A 17,603-nucleotide genomic window follows, 5' to 3' on the forward strand; every position below is an offset into this window, starting at 1 on the left:
TACCCATGAAAAGGATGATCGATTTGAGTCAGAAGCTAAAAATTCAAAAACCGAAAATGCCCTCCAATTTAACTCCATTTGATTATAACGATAGAGAAGATTCATATATTAACATGGCGATCATTAGCGACTGTTCGATCTCCCAAGAGGAGGTTGAAAAAGTGAGATTCGAAGAGGTGGTATTTAAAAATGTGACCTTCCTCGATGGATCGTTTCGCTTTGTTCAATTAACCGATGTGATTTTTGAACGATGCGATCTATCCAATGTGGATTTTACGGATGGAATCATCCATCGGGTCGAGTTTCGTGACTGCAAACTATTAGGATTAAATCTTGCAGATGCTACCCTTAGAAATGTCTTGTTTGAAAACTGCAATCTGAATATGGGTTCGTTTGGTTATGCCGACTTGAAGGAAATGAAGTTTGAGAATTGCTCCCTTCGCAGTGCAGATTTCTACGAAGCTAAATTTAATAAACTTGACTTTAAAGATTGCGATCTAGATGATGTGAATTTTACTGGAACGACATTGTCTGGTGTGGACCTGAGTACTTGTACGTTTAACCGTTTAAATCTATCACTGGATAGTGTTGCCGGTTGCAAAGTTTCTGCCGATCAGGCGATAGGATTTGCGAGGCTGTTAGGATTGGAAATTAAGGAGTAATCTCCTTTTATATTTGATAACACCGTGCGGGCGCTGCCCGCACGGTTTTTAGGTTCAATCTCATGGTATGATGAAGAGAATTGAAAAAAATTTTTTTAAAAATAGTGTAGGGGTAGGTTTCGATCCTCTCGTCTATTATGTAGAAACAAAAAAAAGAAAGGGGGAGAGAACGATTAATGATACAGCCTTAATAGAAAATGTGCTGGACGGCAGTGACCAGGCTTTTCGACTTTTGGTTGAGAAATACAGCAACGATGTGTTCCGGACCATCTTTGCTGTGCTTCGTGACCAAAAGGAAGCAGAAGATGCTGCACAGGAAGTATTTATGAAAATCTATACTTCTCTCCCCCAATACCAAAATCAAGGATTTAAAACGTGGATAACGCGAATTGCGGTTAATCATGCGATAGATGTAAAACGAAAACAGGTGAGAAGACGAGAGGAAGTGGCAGAAGACCTCGAGCAGCAGTCAGCAGGGTCGCCGAAAGACAGTGTGGAGAAAGAGATTTTCGAACTAGACCGGAGAAGGCTCGTTAGGAAAAAGCTTGATGAACTGCCCGAAAATTACCGTGATGTGATATACGGATTTTACATCGCTGAAAAGAGCTATCAGCAAATGGCTGACGAACAAAATGTACAGGTGAAAACAATTGAAACGAAGCTGTACCGGGCCCGTCATTGGATGAGAAAGAATTGGAAGGAGGATGATTTTTCATGAAGCATTACAGTTTTGAAGAGTGGTTGCAATACGTTAATGACGAAGTCAATGAGAAGACCAAAGAGGACTTAGAAAACCATTTATACACGTGTGATCAATGCCTTACCCAATATTTACTAGCTGTAGAAGCCGGTGAACCATCCCTTCCAACTCTCTCAGACAGCAGTGGCTTTACCGAATTGGTCATGGCAGAGGTTTCGAAGCAGAAAACTATGGTGCCTGACACCGTTAGAAACCTAAACACTATCTCAATAGTTCCTTCGGTGCCTGACACCAAAATGAAGGAAAAACCTTTTTATCAGCAAGCGGTGTTTCATTATTTATTGGCCGCGGCTGCGACATTATTATTAACTTTTTCAGGGGTCTTTCAGTCGCTAGCGGCGTATGCGAATTCGATTGATAAGCCGCAAATTCAGGAAAAGAAGCCTTCGGTGACGGAGGGCGTTATTAATAAAACTTTTGCATGGATGGATTCACTAGAAAAAAAGGAGGCAAATAAGAAATGAAAAATCCGACAAAGGCATTGACCTTGTCCCTATTTCCGGGTCTAGGCCATATTTATTTCGGTAATATGTTTCGCGGCGTACTTTATCTATTGACTGTGATTGGCTTGGCGTTCGTCACTGTTATTGGGTTATTAACAAATAACGAGGAAGTTGCTATCGTGACCTTTATGTTAGGAATATTCCTTTATCTTGTCAGTTTTATTGATATGGGGGTGCAGGTTTCCAAGCATAAGAAGGCTCTGAAGTCAGTTAATCTAGAAGGGCAGCCGAACCAGGCTACCCAAGATTCAGAACGGTTTTATACGATTGTTCTATCATTTATACCGGGCTTAGGCCACTTCCAAATTGGATTAATGACCAGGGGATTAACGCTTTTGGCGACATTCCTAGGATTAGGAGTCATGGTCATATTTGTGACAGCCTTATCCAACCGAGCTGAATTTATGGTCTTTCTGGCCGCTCTCCCAATTATCTGGGTGTATGGATTTTTTGATGCCGTCCAGCAGGTAAACAAAAAACAACGCGGAGAGGAACTTGTTGACCGTACAATATTTGAAGACTTTGAGATGCGCCGTGAAGATGGTAAAAAGAGCAAATCGATTGCCACCTTTCTTGCCATTTTTCCAGGAGCAGGACATTTGTATCTTGGCTTACAGCGCCGCGGAATCCAATTAATGGCCGCGTTTCTGTTTTCTATTTATATTTTAGATACGTTACGACTTGGGATCTTCTTATTTTTAATTCCGATTATCTGGTTTTATAGTTTTTTTGATGCGATGCAAAAGGTATCAAGGTACGGCGAAGAAACGATTGAAGATGTCCCAATTATTGCGTATTTCATTAATCATCAAAAATGGGTTGGGATTGGCCTAGTCTTAATGGGGCTTTACTATCTAGTGATGAACGTCTTGCTGCCTGCCTTTTCATCCTTCCTTAACAGGCTGGTAAAAATCGATGTAATGTATTGGGTACAAGGATATCTTCAATCAGGGCTTGTTTGTATCTTGTTGATTGGCGGGGGAATTAAGCTTTTATCTGGGAGCAAACAAAAACGGGAGGCAAAAAAGCATGAGTAAGTGGGGAAAAGCCATTGCTGGCGCAGCAATCATCGGATTGGGGATTGGGTTCCTTTTTAGAAAAAGAAAGGGTGGGATTGAAGCATGAGAACTTGGCGTGTTGGGACATTTTCAATGGGGGCCTCGCTTGTATTTCTTGGCCTCTTTCTCTTCTTTTCAAAGTTTTTGGGATTAGAACTTGTCCAAGTGATGACGGCTTGGTGGCCGCTATTATTGGTCGTGCTCGGGATAGAGATTCTCCTTTACCTATTTTTGTCGCGACAGGAAAAGCCGGTGCTAAAGTATGATTTCCTTAGTATCTTCTTTGTAGGTGTCATCGGAATGGCGGGAATTGCATTTGCTATCGTCAGTACGACAGGCATCTTGGATAAAGCAGAAGAAGTGATGGCAAGGGAAGAGCGCTCGTTTGAATTGCCTGCTTTTTCCTATCAAATGAATGATAGTATCAAACGAGTGGTGGTTAGGACGGTTGACCATCAGATGACGGTCGAGTCCACTAATGAAAAACAGGTTTCGATGTTCGGCACCTATCGGGTGCAAACCTCCAAAAAAGGAGAACTTTTAAAAAATGCAGAGGATATGGTTTCCGCTAATCAAAAGGGGGATACACTTTATTTAAGCATGAAGTCACTTCCTAACGAAATTGGTCCATTCCATGCAAATGGAGAGGTTGCGGCGACGCTGTTGATTCCAAATGATGTGAAGCTTGAAGTGATCGGCAGTGATAATTCACTTATCTTAAAACCACGCTCTCTTGTGAACGATTGGAGTATCGAGAGAGCTTCATCCCTTGCGATTGATGTACCCGCAAAAAGTAATTTAAAGATTGCTGCAGTGGGTGTGGGTGAGGTAAGAGGGAAAGATGGAGACTGGAAAGTGTCAGAGGTGAAGACGGCTGATGGAATAGATAACGGCCGGAAAGATGCTGTTTATCAGTCTGGCGAAGGAAAGTACCACATCAGTATTACGGATGCCTATGATATTAGTCTGCAAACGAATCAGTAAAAAAATCTTGAGTCTATTTTTGCAAATTTATAAAAAAACGTTATGATATAAGATGGATGTTTGAAGGTAATTTAGTATATACGCATGTCTTGAAGTTTGTAAGTAAGAATAATAATTGGTAGAATATTGAAGTGAGCGGATAGCTATTACCGATGTTGATTTCAAAAATAGGATGATGAAACGATGAAAAGAGCAAGACTGATTTACAATCCTACCTCAGGACGTGAAATTCTAAAGCGGAATCTTCCAGAGATTCTTCAAAAGCTAGAAATGGCTGGATATGAAGCATCATGTCACGCGACTACAGGTGCAGGGGATGCGACGGAAGCAGCACGGATAGCTGTTGAGCGAAAGTATGATATTGTTATTGCAGCTGGCGGTGACGGAACTATTCATGAAGTGGTTAACGGTCTCGCTGAGCAGGAATATCGTCCAAAATTAGGGATTATTCCTGCAGGAACGACGAATGATTTTGCCCGTGCTCTGCAAATTCCAAGAGAAATTGGAGCGGCAGTAGATATCATTACTAAAGGGGAAATGATTCCAGTCGATATTGGGCGCATCAATGATCGGTATTTTATTAATATTGCTGGCGGCGGTAGAATCACCGAGATTACATACGAAGTACCAAGTAAATTAAAAACAATGCTCGGTCAATTGGCTTATTATTTAAAAGGGATGGAAATGCTTCCTTCCATTAAACCGTCGAAGGTGTCGATTGAGTATGATGGGAAGTTATTTGAAGGCGAAGCGATGCTGTTTCTTGTCGGGCTGACCAATTCCATTGGCGGCTTTGAAAAACTAGCACCCGATGCCTCCATTAACGATGGATTATTTTCGCTTCTGATCTTGAAGAAGACAAATCTTGCTGAATTTATTCGGATAGCGACCTTAGCTCTTCGAGGGGAGCATATTCATGATCCAAATGTCATTTATACACAGGCAAACCGGATTAAAGTTCATGCGACGGAAAAAGTTCAGTTAAACTTGGATGGGGAATTTGGCGGATTGTTACCGGCTGAGTTTGAAAACCTCTATCGCCACCTAGAGGTGTTTGTGCCACTTGAAGATATTCGCCCGAATGACCGCCCAACAGATTGGGAAGCAGGGAAAAGATATAGTTAAGAAAGTTCGTTCCATTGGGACGGGCTTTTTCTTTTAAAAGGACGCTATAATATTGCAATCAACAAACAGTTATAACAAAGCTTTTTAAAAAAGGAAAAAGTGTAAGAGCCCTAGAATATTTTGTATCATGGGCAAAAAATTTGTTGAAGGGCGGCGCAAAGTGAAGAAGTTAATAACATTGGGTTTTTAAGGAGAGTGAACTAATTGAATATTTTATTTGAAGAAATATTTGATGTTAACCTAGTAGGGAAAGCGAATACAAATAAACCGAATTTAGCACGTTTAAAGTCTCATCCAACAATTAATAAAGAAGTGGCTGTAATAGGTATTGATTTTCAAAATGATTTCTTGGAAGAAGGGAATTTAGGTGTTGCAAACTCTTATCAAGACGTAAGAAACTTTGCCAAGTTTGTTTATGAATATATTGATGTGATTGATGACATATTTATGAGCTTAGATATTCATCAGCCGAAGCAAATATTTCATCCTGCTTGGTGGGTGAATGATAAAGGACAGAACCCAGAGCCCTTTACTGTTATTACCTATCAAGATGTGTTGGAAGGTAATTGGAGCCCCCTTTACCAAGAAAAAGAAAGTATAGAGTATCTACGTGAACTTGAGGCAACTGGAAAGAAATCCTTAATCATTTGGAGTTACCATTGTCTCCAAGGTACATTTGGTGCTGCAATTGAAACGCAATTATCTAATATGTTATTTGCTTTTTCTTTATACAAAGAGAGGGATGTACACTACGTGACAAAAGGGTTAAATCCTATATCCGAAATGTATGGAATAGTGAAACCCGAATATTCAAAAACAGATTTAACAGACAAAAATTTGCTAAGTCAATTGCAGAATTATAAAAGGATAGTTATTGGTGGGGAGGCAAAGTCTCACTGTGTTCTAGAGACGGTTAAACAGATTGTAGAAGAGTTTGAGAAGGTCAATCACAATGATTATATAATTTATGTTTTAGAAGATTGTACATCGTCCATAGCAGGTTTTGAAGAAGTTACAGAAGATGAATACAAAAAATTAGCTGTAAGATACCCAATCAAACTAACAACTACAAAAGAACTTAAGTTTTATTAGAGAAAGACATCCTCTTGTACATTCTTCTAAAAACAAAATGACCCACCTTTGTCCGCATTGTTAAGAGGCGTGGTGGGTTCTGTTAATTTTAACTATGTCGGTTAGATTGTTTTGTCAGCGGGCAGGAGAGAAGCAATGGTAAGTATATGCTCGTAATTCCAGAATCACTTTATTCATCCGATCTCCTGTAAGGAATCCTGTTCATTCCTATAAAGATCGTCCCAAAGCTCATAGATTTTCCTGCGTCCTTTTGCAATTTCAGGATTAAATTGGATGGCAGCGTTTTGACGGACAGTATGAACGTTCTTCATTGCCTGTTCAAGCTTTTCGTTGATAACAGTGCTACCTTTTCCAGCGTGTTTAGCAATCGAAATGCCGGCTGTTGTTCCTTGGGCCATGGCGATTTTCCCGCTTTCGATACCAGTGATATTTCCAGCAACAAATAATCCTTCGAGTGGAGTTTCCATTTTTTCAGAATGATGCGGAACATGTCCACCTAGTTCCGGAATGTATTCGAATGGGCAACCCGCAACCGCTGTAAGCTCTGCTAATGGGTACAAGCCGCCTGCGATACATACGAAATCGGCTTCATATACTTTTTCTGTACCTTTGATTACATTTCCATTCTCATCAATATCTGCAGTGAGGACGCCTTCTACGTGCTCATTGCCAAGAATTTCAAGAGCTGCTTTTCTAAGTTGCAATGGTGTGCCATTTACCTTAACACCGCTCTTAGGGAAAAACTTCATTGCTAATTTGCGGAATCCTTCATTCTTCATAAAGCCGCTGCCAAAACGCAACATTGCTGACGGAGCAAGATGGGCTGCATTTAGAAGCGACTTCATGACTTCCTCTGGTTCTCCGGCATTTTTGCTTAGCGGGCTCTTTTCAGGTAAAACAATGCGTTCCACATTAATTCCAGCTAATTGCAGCTCGTTTAAAATCGCAAATGCTAGAATGTTTGCACCAATGATGATGCCTTTTTTTCCGACCTCGACACGATGTACATTGGTCATGACCTGTGCAGCGCCAATGGACATAACGCCTGGCAGAGTCCAACCTGGCACAGGAATTGGAAACTCAGCTGCACCAGTTGCCACTAGCACATAAGGAGCTGTTAGTGTTCCTATATTGGTATGAACATTCCATGAAACCTCATCTTTTTCTAGGTTGTATACAGAAACGCAGCAGCGGATATCTACTGATAGTTTTTGAGCTTCATTGTGCAGACGCTCTGATTCTTTTATTCCATTCCACCATTCACCAGACGGTTCCTGGTGTAATTGGCCGAGTAATCTGCCACCTGGTCTAACAAATTCATCAATGACGGTTACTTTTAAGCCATTTTCAGCACAGGATATGGCACCAGCTAAACCAGCTGGTCCAGCTCCTATTACGATTACATCTATCATTGCTTCTCCACCATCCTTTTAACAATATTAGGATGCTGTTTCCCACTGTTAATAACCATATTTTCCTTCACAACAGTTAAACAAGCTCTTACATTGGCCTGACCGTTTACATTTACACGGCATTCCATGCAATGACCGATATTGCAGTAGAACCCTCTTGGTGTTCCGCCTTCCTCATGAACACGCAGTGTTCTCACACCGTTTGCCAGCATGGCTGCTGCGATTGTTTCATTTTCATGTGCTTCATATTCTTTTCCATCAAATGATAAAGGAATCTTTTTTCTATCGTCTAATTTTCCTAAAATAGGATGATCTATAATTCTAGTCATTATTTTCACCTACTGTTCCAAAAGTTACAGGGCGAATTGGAGGCTGATATTTAAGTGGGATTTCGGCTTCTTTTTTATCCGGTACGACACTATCAATGATCCGATCGACCGTTACTCGGCAAGTACGTCCTCCGCAGAAACCCATTCCTGCTCTTGTTCTAAGCTTTAGTTCCCTGGCTGTGCATTGATATTCATCCGCTGTTGCGAAAAGCTGACCATAGGTAACTTCTTCACAACGACAGATCACAAGTGCTTCTTTGTTAGTCATTTGGAAAATCCCCCTCTTTAATTATATGTAAAAATATAATGCAAGAATCGTACCAACTTTGAAGCTCTTATTTAAAATTAGCCTAAGCCGAGGCGTTTTAGACGATTGTAGAGGGTCGCTCGGGTGATTCTCAGTTTTTTCGCGCATTCTAATTTGTTGCCATGGGTTAATGTCAATGCTTTTTCAAGCACCTGCTTCTCATACTGGTCCATTTCCTCCTGAAGCGGCAAAATCTCTGTGTCCATTTCCATAGAGTTTTCCTGAGTGTCCTTATCAGCCCCAGCCGAGTGGATCAATCCCGAATGAAATGGTAAATATTCTTTTCGAATGACGCCATCTGTAGCAAAAACAACAAGACGTTCTACGACATTACGCAGCTCCCGGACATTGCCTGGCCAATCATATTGAAACAATTCCTTCATCACTTCCTGTGGAAACTGATGTATAGGGCGCTGATAGCGCAGTGAAAAATCTTTTAAAAAATAATGAATCAGTTCAACGATATCCTCGTTGCGTTCTCTTAATGGAGGAAGCTTTAAGCTGACAACATTGAGCCGATAATATAAATCCTCGCGAAATTGACCTTCTTTTATTGATTCCTTTAAATCCCTATTGGTTGCGGCAATGACCCGGAAATCAGCTTCCAGTTCCTTTTCGCCGCCAACTTTGTAATACTTTCTTTCCTGAAGCACTCGAAGCATTTTGACCTGCATGTCTAAAGGCATTTCGCCAACTTCATCAAGAAATAGAGTGCCGCCTTTTGCGAGTTCAATTTTTCCTTTTTTTCCTCTATGATCAGCACCGGAAAAGGCACCGCGTTCATAGCCGAATAATTCGCTTTCAAATAACGTTTCAGGAATAGCTCCGCAGTTGATAGAAATAAATGGTGCGTTAGCCCCTTCGGTTGTCTCATGAATAGCTTTAGCAAAGACCTCCTTACCGACCCCGCTTTCTCCTAAGATCAATACAGTTGACCGAACTGTGCACACCTTTTTCGCCAGTTGCACCGTTTTCTCCATCACAGTACTTTTCCCTTTAATGCTATTAAAGGGATCTGAAGGCTTGTATTTCGCCATCTCCTGTTCTAATCGGCGAACTTCTGTTGACATATTAAACAATTTTTCATTTAGAACAACTTGGCTTGTCACATCGGTTTCGGAAACAACTGCCCCAATAATACTTTCATTAAAGTAAACAGGGTTTGCATTTATAAGAACAAATAGATTAGATCTTGCCTGGTGGTACTTTCCCCGAATTCTTTTCCCCTTGTGTAAGGATTCCAAGATTTCTAGATTTTTATGTTCAAAGAATTCTATGATTGGTTTGCCCATAATCTCATCTTTTTTAACAGAGAAAATTTTTTCTGCTCCTTGTGTCCATGTGCGGACACGTTCATCAGCATCAACCACTGTGACAGAAGCATCCATCGTGTCAATCACCGTTTCATAGAAAGCCTTTAATTGATTGTAGGAATCATGCAAAAAACCAATGATTTGTTCACTTGTGATACAGCCAAGCGTTTGACCGTATGAGTCCTTGACGGCAACAGCCGGATATTGCTTGAATGCCTCAACTAATACAGCGAAGGGATCATTTAAATAAACCGCCGCTAAGGCGTCTTCATTATCTGTTTGGTTTAGATGGATAAAATGATTTTCAATTATTTCTTTGACTGACGGTAATTCAAACATAGCAGTCTCCTTGAAGTGTAAAAATATTTTTACACTGTTTAATATTTTATACACTAGTTTATCAATAAATTTGACATTTGCAAACGGATACAAAGTAAATATTCCGAATAATTGTAAAAACAGCTTGGGTTTTGTTGTTTTTAAACATTTACAAAAGTTGGCACGCAATTTGCATTAATAAAATCATGTATAGAGACGAAGGGAGGTTGGTATTGTGAGACATCATTGTGATGTTCTGGTTATAGGCGGGGGAATCATTGGCTGTGCAATTGCCTATTATACTTCTAAATCTGGACGAGATGTAACCGTTATAGAAAAAGGAGAATTTGTCAGTGGGACTTCATCCCGCTGTGATGGAAATATTTTAGCAATTGATAAAGATCCTGGGTTTGACAGTCAAATGTCACTTGTCAGCCAGAAATTAGTAGATGAATTAAGCAGAGAATTGAAACAACCTTTTGATTACCGCGCGCCTGGAAGCATCCTTGTCTGTGAAACAGAAGAAGAAATGGAAGCCGCGCAAAAATGGGTTGACCGTCAGAAAGAGGCCGGTTTGCCGTTCAGGATGTTGGATCGTCAGGACATCCGCCAAGATTCAAAGTATTTTGCTGATGATTTATTAGGCGGTTTAGAGTGTGCAACAGATTCAACAGTTAACCCATATCTTCTTGCCTTTAACCTTCTAGATGGTGCAAAGAAAATGGGTGCTAAAGCCCATAAACAAACTGAGGTTACTGGAATGAGAAGGGAGCCGGACGGTACATTTACTGTCGAAACATCTAATGGAGTTTTTACCGCTAACCATGTTATTAATGCTGCAGGTGTATGGGCTCCATATATTGGCGAGATGCTGGATCTGTCCATTCCAATTAAACCAAGAAAAGGCCACATCATTGTCGCATCACGCCAGGAATTTGTCGGGCCAAGAAAAGTGATGGAATTTGGCTATTTAATATCAAAATTTGGCGGTAAGCGCCAGGTGGATCCGATTACTGAAAAATATGGCGTGGCCCTTGTTTTCGAACCAACAGAAAGTCAAAACTTCTTGATTGGAAGCAGCCGTGAATTTGTTGGATTTAATACAAAAGTCAACAATGAAATTATTAAATGCATTGCCAATCGTGCCATACGATTTTATCCGAAAATGGCTGACATGATGGTTATACGGTCCTATGCAGGTTTACGCCCCTGGACGGAGGATCATTTACCGATTGTGTCAGAAGTTGAAGGGGTTCCAAATTATTACATTGCAGCCGGTCATGAAGGAGACGGAATTAGTCTTGCTGCTGTAACTGGTAAAGTCATAGAGGAAATGCTGAATAAAAAGGAGACTTGCATCCCAATTGAACCGCTAAAATTTTCCCGATTTAAGGAAAGGGTGCTGAGCTGATGAAAGCAAAACGAGTTTTTACAACGATTGATACACACACGGGTGGAAATCCGACAAGGACATTAATTAGTGGACTCCCAGAGCTAAAAGGAGCAACAATGTCCGAAAAAATGCTACATATGCAAATGGAATATGACTGGATTCGTAAGCTGCTGATGAATGAACCAAGAGGACATGATGTGATGTCAGGTGCGTTGTTGACAGATCCATGTCACCCGGAAGCAGATATCGGTGTGATCTATATCGAAACAGGTGGATACTTGCCAATGTGCGGTCATGACACGATCGGTGTCTGTACAGCATTAGTTGAAGCGGGACTAATCCCTGTTCAAGAACCAGTGACTTCAATCAAACTTGATACACCAGCAGGCCTTGTGGAGGCTGAGATTAAGGTAGAGAACGGAAAGGCAAAAGAAGTTTCCTTCTGTAATGTCCCTGCCTTCCTGTTAAAGAATGTGTCAGTTAAGGTCGAGGGAATTGGAATCGTTGAAGCAGACATTGCCTATGGCGGTAATTTCTATGGAATTATTAATGCTGCATCTGTTGGATTAGAGCTGATTCCGGAGAATGCGTCAAAAATCATTGAAAAAGCCATCAAAATTAGAAATACGATTAACGAAACAACGGATATCGTTCATCCACAGTATCCATTTATACGAGGCTTGACTCATATTGAGTTTTTTACTGAGCCAACTCATGAGGAAGCAGATGTGAAAAATGCAGTGATCGTTCCTCCAGGCGGGATCGATCGTTCACCATGCGGTACAGGTACATCCGCCAAATTATCTTTACTTTATTCCAAAAAGGAGATCAGCATCGACGAGGAATTTGTGCATGAAAGTATTGTCGGCTCCTTATTCCGTGGAAGAGTCCTTGAAACAACAGATGTTCAGGGTGTGGAGGCTGTCATAACTAGAATCGCTGGTTCAGCATGGTTAATGGGAATGCACCGGTTCTTTTATAACGAGGAAGATCCGCTTAAAGAAGGCTTTTTACTCATTCCCCCAATGGAGCATGAAATGGAGGATGTGAAATGAATATTCAAAAGGCTTACACAGCAACTGATGTACATGTAGCGGGCGAGGCTTTTAGAATTATTAAGGATGCGCCATTTGTTCATTATCAAAGTTTACAAGAGTTGAATGAGCAATTTCCGCTCGTCTATGAGGAAGAAATTAAACTTCTATTAAATGAGCCCCGCGGATTTGCAGGCTTGAATGGTTGTTTGGTCGTTCCGCCTTTTAAAAGCGGTGCCGATGCAGCGGTTGTCTTTTTCGATCATAACGGAACCGTTCCCATGCAATATGGTGGAATTGTTGCTGTCATAACTACATTGCTGGAGTGCGGCCAATTAAAGGCAAAGCCTTCAAATGAATACAGTATTGAAACAGCCTGTGGTGTTGTTACTGTTACTGCTGTTTTGAAAGATGATGAAGTGAAATTAGTTGAGTTAAAAAGCGAGCCATGCCAGGTTGTACAGACCCATTTGGCAGTGTCTTATTTAGATTTACAGACAGAAGTTGCTCTTGTTCAAGCTGATCAGCTTTATGCGATTTTTGATAAAGCAGAGCTGCCTTTTACGATTGAAATGGAGAACCTTACTGACATTAATCAATGGGGACAAAAGGCGATTAAAGCCTTAGAAGACCAACATGCTGTCAGCCGGGTGATCCTGCTGGATCATTCGCAAAAAAGTGAAGGCAAAATCAAAACGGTCACATTCCGTCCGGATCGTTATATTGTGCGTTCGCCAGGATTTGGCACTGTAGCTGCCTGCAGCACCTATTTATTAGGAAATGGCGATATATCTGCAGATAACCCAATTGAAAATGAAAGCATTTTTAATGGAAAATTGACAGCAGAACTCTCAGAACGAATTGAAACCGGTTACAAGTTTAGGTTTTCAGCCCGTGGATTTATTTCGGGTATGCAGACATATGTATTAGACCCGACAGATCCATTATTCGCAGGGTTTTTATTAAAATAAAAAACTATTAACTAATTAGGAGGAAAATTAAATGACTAAAATTAGAGGAGCTTTTCCAGTATTAATTACACCAATGACAAAGGAGCAAGAAATCGATTGGGGCGGAGTAAAGAATAATGTTAATTACTTCATCGATCAAGATGTGGCAGGTATTGTCATCAATGGAAGTACTGGGGAATTTGTCAGTCTATCAAAAGAAGAAAAATATCAAATGGTCGAAACGGTAATGAAGGAAGTAAACGGACGCATCCCTGTAATTGTGGGTACTTCAGGTGAAACAACAAAAGAGACAATCGAGAATACAAAGCAGGCTGAAGCTCACGGAGCGGATGCTGCTCTCATCATTAATCCATATTACATGAAGCCGAAGGAAAATGAAATCTACTATCATTTCAAAGAAGTATCTCGTGCTGTTAATCTACCAATCATGCTTTATAACAATCCATTTACTTCTGGCGTTAATATGAGTACAGATTTAATGTTACAGATTGGTAAGGAATGTGAAAATGTCACTCACATTAAGGAATCCAGCGGTGAAATTGGCAAGGTAAGAGATCTTGCAAGAAAAGGCAAGGGAGACTTTGAAGTATTCTGTGGTGCTGAAGAACTTGTGATGGAGTCTTACTTAGTTGGTGCAACTGGCTGGATTTCTGTTGCTGGAAACATCGTACCAAAGCTTGTTACAGATATGTATAACCATTTCCAAAACGGGGAGCTTGAACAAGCGTGGGCAATCAATGATCGTATTTTGCCGTTTTGTGCATTCCTTGAAGGATCTGGAAAGTACGTGCAAATAGTGAAGCGGGCGATGGAATTAAATGGACAAGCTGGAGGTCCTGCACGTTACCCTCGTTTAGGTCTATTACCTGAGGAAGATCAACTGCTAAAAGAACTACTTGCCAATTTAGAAACAGTAAATATCTAAAACAGAAAAGGAGAGAGAATATGCAAGCGACAAACTACAATTTGAAACTGAAAGTTCAAGAATTCTTGGAAGGTGTGAAAGGATTATATATTAACGGTGAATATGTACCGGCAATTAGTGGTAAAACGTTCTCCGTTGTTAATCCTGCCAGTGAAGAGGTTATTGCACAAGTAAGTGAAGCGCAAGAGGAAGATATTAATGTAGCGGTGGCTGCAGCAAGACATGCCTTTGATGAAGGCGAATGGACAAAAATGGATGCCGCGGAACGCTCTCATCTAATCTATAAATTTGCGGATCTCTTAGAAGAAAACCGTGAAGAGCTTGCACAGCTAGAATCATTGGATAACGGAAAACCATATACAGTCGCTCTGTCAGATGACGTCGACGGAACGATCCAGCATTTTAGATATTATGCCGGCTGGGCAACGAAACTATTAGGTAAGACAACTCCTATTTCAAAGGATTATGTAACCTATACTGTACATGAGCCGGTTGGGGTTGTAGGCCAAATTATTCCATGGAACTTCCCGCTTGCTATGGCTGCTTGGAAGCTTGGATCCGCACTGGCTGTAGGCTGTACGGTTGTTATTAAGCCAGCAAGTGAAACACCGCTATCTCTTCTATACGTAGGAAAGTTATTTAAAGAGGCTGGTTTTCCGGATGGTGTTGTGAATATTGTGCCTGGATCAGGAAGAATTGCGGGAGAAGCGATTATCACACATAAAGATGTCAATAAAGTAGCCTTCACTGGTTCAACGGCTGTCGGAAGAGAAGTTATGAAAAAGGCTGCGGATCAAATTAAAGGCGTTACACTTGAGCTTGGCGGTAAATCCCCAGCGATTATTTTAGAAGATGCCAATCTTGAGGAAGCGATTGAAGGGGCATTTAACGGAACGATGTACAATCATGGGCAAAACTGCAGTGCTTGTACACGAGTATTTGTACAGCGAAACATTTATGATCGTGTTGTAGAAGCTTTATCAGAGCGAGCAAAATCCCTGAAGATTGGACCAGGTATGGATCCTGAAACAGAAATGGGGCCGCTCGTTTCAGCTAAACAGCAAAAAACCGTTCTTAATTATATTGAACAAGGGAAAAAAGAAGGGGCGCGCCTTGTGGCTGGCGGTGAAAAAGTTTTTGAAAAAGGATATTTTGTACAGCCAACCATTTTCGCTGATGTGGAAGATCATATGGTGATTGCTCGTGAAGAAATCTTTGGTCCAGTCATGTCAATTTTCGTTTTCGACACGATTGAAGAGGTAATTAAACGGGCAAACGATAGTGACTATGGCTTAGCTGCAAGTGTCTGGACAGAAAGTATGAAAAAGGGCCATTATATTGCAAACAAGCTGCAATCAGGAACAGTCTGGATTAATGATTTTGGTCTTGAATGGGAAACTATGCCTTTCGGTGGCTACAAACAATCAGGAATCGGCCGCGAAATGGGTGGAGAGTATGGCTTACAAAACTATACAGAAGTGAAAAGTGTATTTGTTAGCATCAAACAGGATGGATCAATTTAAGAAACAATGGGACAAGTGTATAAATGAATGGGAGCGGGACAGCAAGTCTGTCCCATGTCCATTTCCACAACTTTTTCTGTCTGAAAATTATTAATGTTATAAAAACTAAAAAGTAATACAACTATTTTTTTGAATCGCTTACATAGGAGGGGTAAGATGGAAGAATTGGTGAATAAAGCGTCGGGTATGGTTTGGAGTCTGGGGTTGGTAGCATTTGCACTTGGTGCTGGATTATTCTTTTCTATTATTACGCGTTTTGTGCAAATTAGATATTTTAAGGAAATGATTAAGCTTCTTTTTGATAAGGGTGAACCGGAATCTGGTGTGTCCTCTTTCCAGGCGTTTTGTATGGCTTTAGCTGGTCGGGTCGGTATTGGAAATATCGCTGGAGTTGCTACTGCGATTGCATTTGGCGGTCCGGGAGCAGTTTTCTGGATGTGGATCATGGCTTTATTGGGAGGAGCAAGTGCTTTTGTTGAATCTACTCTTGCTCAGGTCTATAAAGTAAAAGATGGTAACCAATACCGAGGCGGAACTCCTTATTTTATTGAAAAAGGTTTAAAAATGAAGTGGTTCGGGGTGTTGGTTGCGATTGTTGTTACACTGTGTTACGGAATATTAGTTCCAGGTATTCAGGCTAACACGATTGCTGTTGGATTTGAGAACACAATCGGTCTCAATAAAAGCATCACTGGTATCATTCTTGTGGCATTACTTGGCATCATTATTTTTGGCGGTGTTAAGCGAATCGCGTCTGTTGCAGATAAAGTTGTACCTTTCATGGCTTTAGGATATGTGATTGTCACGTTCGTTCTTTTAATTGCTAATGCATCAGAAATTCCAGCAATGTTTGGATTAATCATTTCAAGTGCATTTGGAGCAAATGAAATGTTTGGCGGTATGTTCGGTGCAGCGATTGCATGGGGTGTTAAGAGAGCTGTATTTTCCAACGTTGCTGGTGTAGGGGAAGGAACTTATAGTTCAGCCGCCGCTGCTGTATCTCATCCGGCAAAACAAGGCCTTGTTCAAGCATTCTCTGTTTATATTGATACGATCGTTGTTTGTACAGCTACAGCACTTATGATTTTAATCACCGGCATGTACAACATTACTCCAGAAGGACAGTCTTCGATTGTTGACAACATCCCAGGTGTGGAGGCTGGTCCGATGTGGACACAAGCTGCTGTAGAAAGCGTTATCCCTGGATTTGGTGGATTGTTTGTTGCGATTGCGATCTTCTTCTTTGCCTTTACAACGCTAATGGCTTACTACTATATTTCTGAAACAACCCTCTTTTACCTTGGAAGAAATAGAAATTTAAAAGGGTTTAAAGCAGGCTTAATGATTCTTTTCTTAGGAATGATCTATATTGGAAGTGTCGAAAACGCATCCCTATTATGGGGACTTGGTGACTTTGGCTTCGGAAGCATGGCTTGGCTAAACTTAGTGGCTATTTTAATGCTAACGAAAACGGCCTTAAAAGTATTTAAAGATTATGAAAAACAAAGGAAAGCGGGAATTGAACCAGTCTTCGATCCTGTTAAACTCGGCATTAAAGGTGCTGATTTTTGGGAGGAGAAATTAAAAGAAAGTAATTCAAAAGGTAAGAGGAATATAGAGGAAAGGAAAGCAGGGGCAGGAAATACTTTCCACTTATAAATCGAAAATTCCCTTATATCGGTTGGGGATAGTTTCGCTAGTACTTCCCTCAATTTCTGAAGATTGATTCATTAATAAATAAAAAAAGCGAAAAGAGGATTAGTAAATTAAAAAATTTACTGGTCCTTTTCTCGTATGGGATTGTGAATCTAATCCAAAAAAATCAGGCAGTTCATGGACGCTCGGACATTTTGAACAATCGCTAGGAGCCCAAGTTAAATAGACTTCCAGGTGC

17 protein-coding genes are annotated in these 17,603 nt (G+C 40.7%); 13 read left to right on the forward strand and 4 right to left on the reverse strand.

The window, feature by feature from the left end; all coding sequences use genetic code 11:
* The first annotated feature begins 14 nt into the window (after nt 1-14).
* The 7 genes from AC4QJR_RS01985 to AC4QJR_RS02015 all read left to right on the forward strand — a co-directional run bounded on the left by AC4QJR_RS01985 (nt 15) and on the right by AC4QJR_RS02015 (nt 6,184).
* The gene (locus AC4QJR_RS01985) at nt 15-662 is read left to right on the forward strand and encodes a pentapeptide repeat-containing protein (protein WP_098571104.1); all 648 of its coding nucleotides are present in this window, start codon (nt 15-17) and stop codon (nt 660-662) included.
* Between the two features lie 67 nt (nt 663-729).
* Nucleotides 730-1,380, forward strand: a complete 651-nt coding sequence (locus tag AC4QJR_RS01990) for an RNA polymerase sigma factor (RefSeq protein WP_257148360.1) — start codon at nt 730-732, stop codon at nt 1,378-1,380.
* On the forward strand, nt 1,377-1,886 hold the full coding sequence (locus tag AC4QJR_RS01995; protein ID WP_496525095.1) for an anti-sigma factor: 510 nt from the start codon (nt 1,377-1,379) through the stop codon (nt 1,884-1,886). Before AC4QJR_RS01990 ends, AC4QJR_RS01995 begins: the two co-directional genes overlap by 4 nt.
* Complete coding sequence (locus AC4QJR_RS02000; protein ID WP_496525096.1) at nt 1,883-2,962, forward strand: hypothetical protein; 1,080 nt, start codon at nt 1,883-1,885, stop codon at nt 2,960-2,962. Before AC4QJR_RS01995 ends, AC4QJR_RS02000 begins: the two co-directional genes overlap by 4 nt.
* Before the next feature lie 84 nt (nt 2,963-3,046).
* A complete protein-coding gene (locus tag AC4QJR_RS02005; protein WP_098571053.1) occupies nt 3,047-3,967 on the forward strand; it encodes a hypothetical protein in 921 nt (306 codons plus the stop codon).
* A gap of 183 nt (nt 3,968-4,150) precedes the next feature.
* Complete coding sequence (locus AC4QJR_RS02010; RefSeq protein WP_098571052.1) at nt 4,151-5,092, forward strand: diacylglycerol kinase; 942 nt, start codon at nt 4,151-4,153, stop codon at nt 5,090-5,092.
* A gap of 204 nt (nt 5,093-5,296) precedes the next feature.
* Nucleotides 5,297-6,184 carry a cysteine hydrolase family protein gene (locus AC4QJR_RS02015; protein WP_496525097.1) on the forward strand — a complete coding sequence of 296 codons (888 nt, stop codon included), beginning with the start codon at nt 5,297-5,299 and terminating at the stop codon, nt 6,182-6,184.
* A 173-nt stretch (nt 6,185-6,357) separates the two neighbouring features.
* Here the strand turns inward: AC4QJR_RS02015 and AC4QJR_RS02020 are convergent, their stop codons facing one another.
* From AC4QJR_RS02020 to AC4QJR_RS02035, 4 genes are all read right to left on the reverse strand, one after another.
* Nucleotides 6,358-7,596: an NAD(P)/FAD-dependent oxidoreductase gene (locus tag AC4QJR_RS02020; protein WP_496525098.1), complete on the reverse strand. Its 1,239-nt coding sequence runs from the start codon at nt 7,594-7,596 to the stop codon at nt 6,358-6,360.
* Nucleotides 7,593-7,925 carry a (2Fe-2S)-binding protein gene (locus tag AC4QJR_RS02025; RefSeq protein WP_375377283.1) on the reverse strand — a complete coding sequence of 111 codons (333 nt, stop codon included), beginning with the start codon at nt 7,923-7,925 and terminating at the stop codon, nt 7,593-7,595. The genes AC4QJR_RS02020 and AC4QJR_RS02025 overlap by 4 nt, the downstream gene beginning before the upstream one ends.
* Nucleotides 7,918-8,193 (reverse strand): (2Fe-2S)-binding protein, encoded by a 276-nt coding sequence (locus tag AC4QJR_RS02030; protein ID WP_251461294.1) that lies wholly within the window; start codon nt 8,191-8,193, stop codon nt 7,918-7,920. The genes AC4QJR_RS02025 and AC4QJR_RS02030 overlap by 8 nt, the downstream gene beginning before the upstream one ends.
* A 77-nt stretch (nt 8,194-8,270) precedes the next feature.
* On the reverse strand, nt 8,271-9,884 hold the full coding sequence (locus AC4QJR_RS02035) for a sigma-54 interaction domain-containing protein (RefSeq protein ID WP_496525099.1): 1,614 nt from the start codon (nt 9,882-9,884) through the stop codon (nt 8,271-8,273).
* A gap of 214 nt (nt 9,885-10,098) precedes the next feature.
* Here AC4QJR_RS02035 and AC4QJR_RS02040 point away from each other — a divergent pair, with 214 nt between their 5' ends.
* From AC4QJR_RS02040 to AC4QJR_RS02065, 6 genes are all read left to right on the forward strand, one after another.
* The gene (locus tag AC4QJR_RS02040; protein ID WP_098571046.1) at nt 10,099-11,274 is read left to right on the forward strand and encodes an NAD(P)/FAD-dependent oxidoreductase; all 1,176 of its coding nucleotides are present in this window, start codon (nt 10,099-10,101) and stop codon (nt 11,272-11,274) included.
* Entirely contained in the window at nt 11,274-12,311 is a 1,038-nt protein-coding gene (locus tag AC4QJR_RS02045; RefSeq protein WP_496525100.1) for a proline racemase family protein, read from the forward strand. The genes AC4QJR_RS02040 and AC4QJR_RS02045 overlap by 1 nt, the downstream gene beginning before the upstream one ends.
* Entirely contained in the window at nt 12,308-13,261 is a 954-nt protein-coding gene (locus AC4QJR_RS02050; RefSeq protein WP_496525101.1) for a proline racemase family protein, read from the forward strand. The genes AC4QJR_RS02045 and AC4QJR_RS02050 overlap by 4 nt, the downstream gene beginning before the upstream one ends.
* A 31-nt stretch (nt 13,262-13,292) precedes the next feature.
* The gene (gene dapA, locus AC4QJR_RS02055) at nt 13,293-14,186 is read left to right on the forward strand and encodes a 4-hydroxy-tetrahydrodipicolinate synthase (protein ID WP_496525102.1); all 894 of its coding nucleotides are present in this window, start codon (nt 13,293-13,295) and stop codon (nt 14,184-14,186) included.
* A 20-nt stretch (nt 14,187-14,206) separates the two neighbouring features.
* A complete protein-coding gene (locus AC4QJR_RS02060; RefSeq protein ID WP_496525103.1) occupies nt 14,207-15,709 on the forward strand; it encodes an aldehyde dehydrogenase family protein in 1,503 nt (500 codons plus the stop codon).
* A 156-nt stretch (nt 15,710-15,865) separates the two neighbouring features.
* Nucleotides 15,866-17,368 (forward strand): alanine/glycine:cation symporter family protein, encoded by a 1,503-nt coding sequence (locus AC4QJR_RS02065; protein ID WP_496525104.1) that lies wholly within the window; start codon nt 15,866-15,868, stop codon nt 17,366-17,368.
* The last annotated feature ends 235 nt before the right edge of the window (nt 17,369-17,603 follow it).

Source organism: Neobacillus sp. BP17, from assembly GCF_059579525.1.

Coding starts and splice junctions, on each gene's coding strand:
- AC4QJR_RS02025 (WP_375377283.1), bottom strand. CDS start 7,925: ATGACTAGAATTATAGATCATCCTATTTTAGGAAAATTAGACGATAGA.
- AC4QJR_RS02005 (WP_098571053.1), top strand. CDS start 3,047: ATGAGAACTTGGCGTGTTGGGACATTTTCAATGGGGGCCTCGCTTGTA.
- AC4QJR_RS02000 (WP_496525096.1), top strand. CDS start 1,883: ATGAAAAATCCGACAAAGGCATTGACCTTGTCCCTATTTCCGGGTCTA.
- AC4QJR_RS02065 (WP_496525104.1), top strand. CDS start 15,866: ATGGAAGAATTGGTGAATAAAGCGTCGGGTATGGTTTGGAGTCTGGGG.
- AC4QJR_RS02010 (WP_098571052.1), top strand. CDS start 4,151: ATGAAAAGAGCAAGACTGATTTACAATCCTACCTCAGGACGTGAAATT.
- AC4QJR_RS02030 (WP_251461294.1), bottom strand. CDS start 8,193: ATGACTAACAAAGAAGCACTTGTGATCTGTCGTTGTGAAGAAGTTACC.
- AC4QJR_RS02035 (WP_496525099.1), bottom strand. CDS start 9,884: ATGTTTGAATTACCGTCAGTCAAAGAAATAATTGAAAATCATTTTATC.
- AC4QJR_RS02060 (WP_496525103.1), top strand. CDS start 14,207: ATGCAAGCGACAAACTACAATTTGAAACTGAAAGTTCAAGAATTCTTG.
- AC4QJR_RS02050 (WP_496525101.1), top strand. CDS start 12,308: ATGAATATTCAAAAGGCTTACACAGCAACTGATGTACATGTAGCGGGC.
- dapA (WP_496525102.1), top strand. CDS start 13,293: ATGACTAAAATTAGAGGAGCTTTTCCAGTATTAATTACACCAATGACA.
- AC4QJR_RS01990 (WP_257148360.1), top strand. CDS start 730: ATGATGAAGAGAATTGAAAAAAATTTTTTTAAAAATAGTGTAGGGGTA.
- AC4QJR_RS01995 (WP_496525095.1), top strand. CDS start 1,377: ATGAAGCATTACAGTTTTGAAGAGTGGTTGCAATACGTTAATGACGAA.
- AC4QJR_RS02020 (WP_496525098.1), bottom strand. CDS start 7,596: ATGATAGATGTAATCGTAATAGGAGCTGGACCAGCTGGTTTAGCTGGT.
- AC4QJR_RS02045 (WP_496525100.1), top strand. CDS start 11,274: ATGAAAGCAAAACGAGTTTTTACAACGATTGATACACACACGGGTGGA.
- AC4QJR_RS01985 (WP_098571104.1), top strand. CDS start 15: ATGATCGATTTGAGTCAGAAGCTAAAAATTCAAAAACCGAAAATGCCC.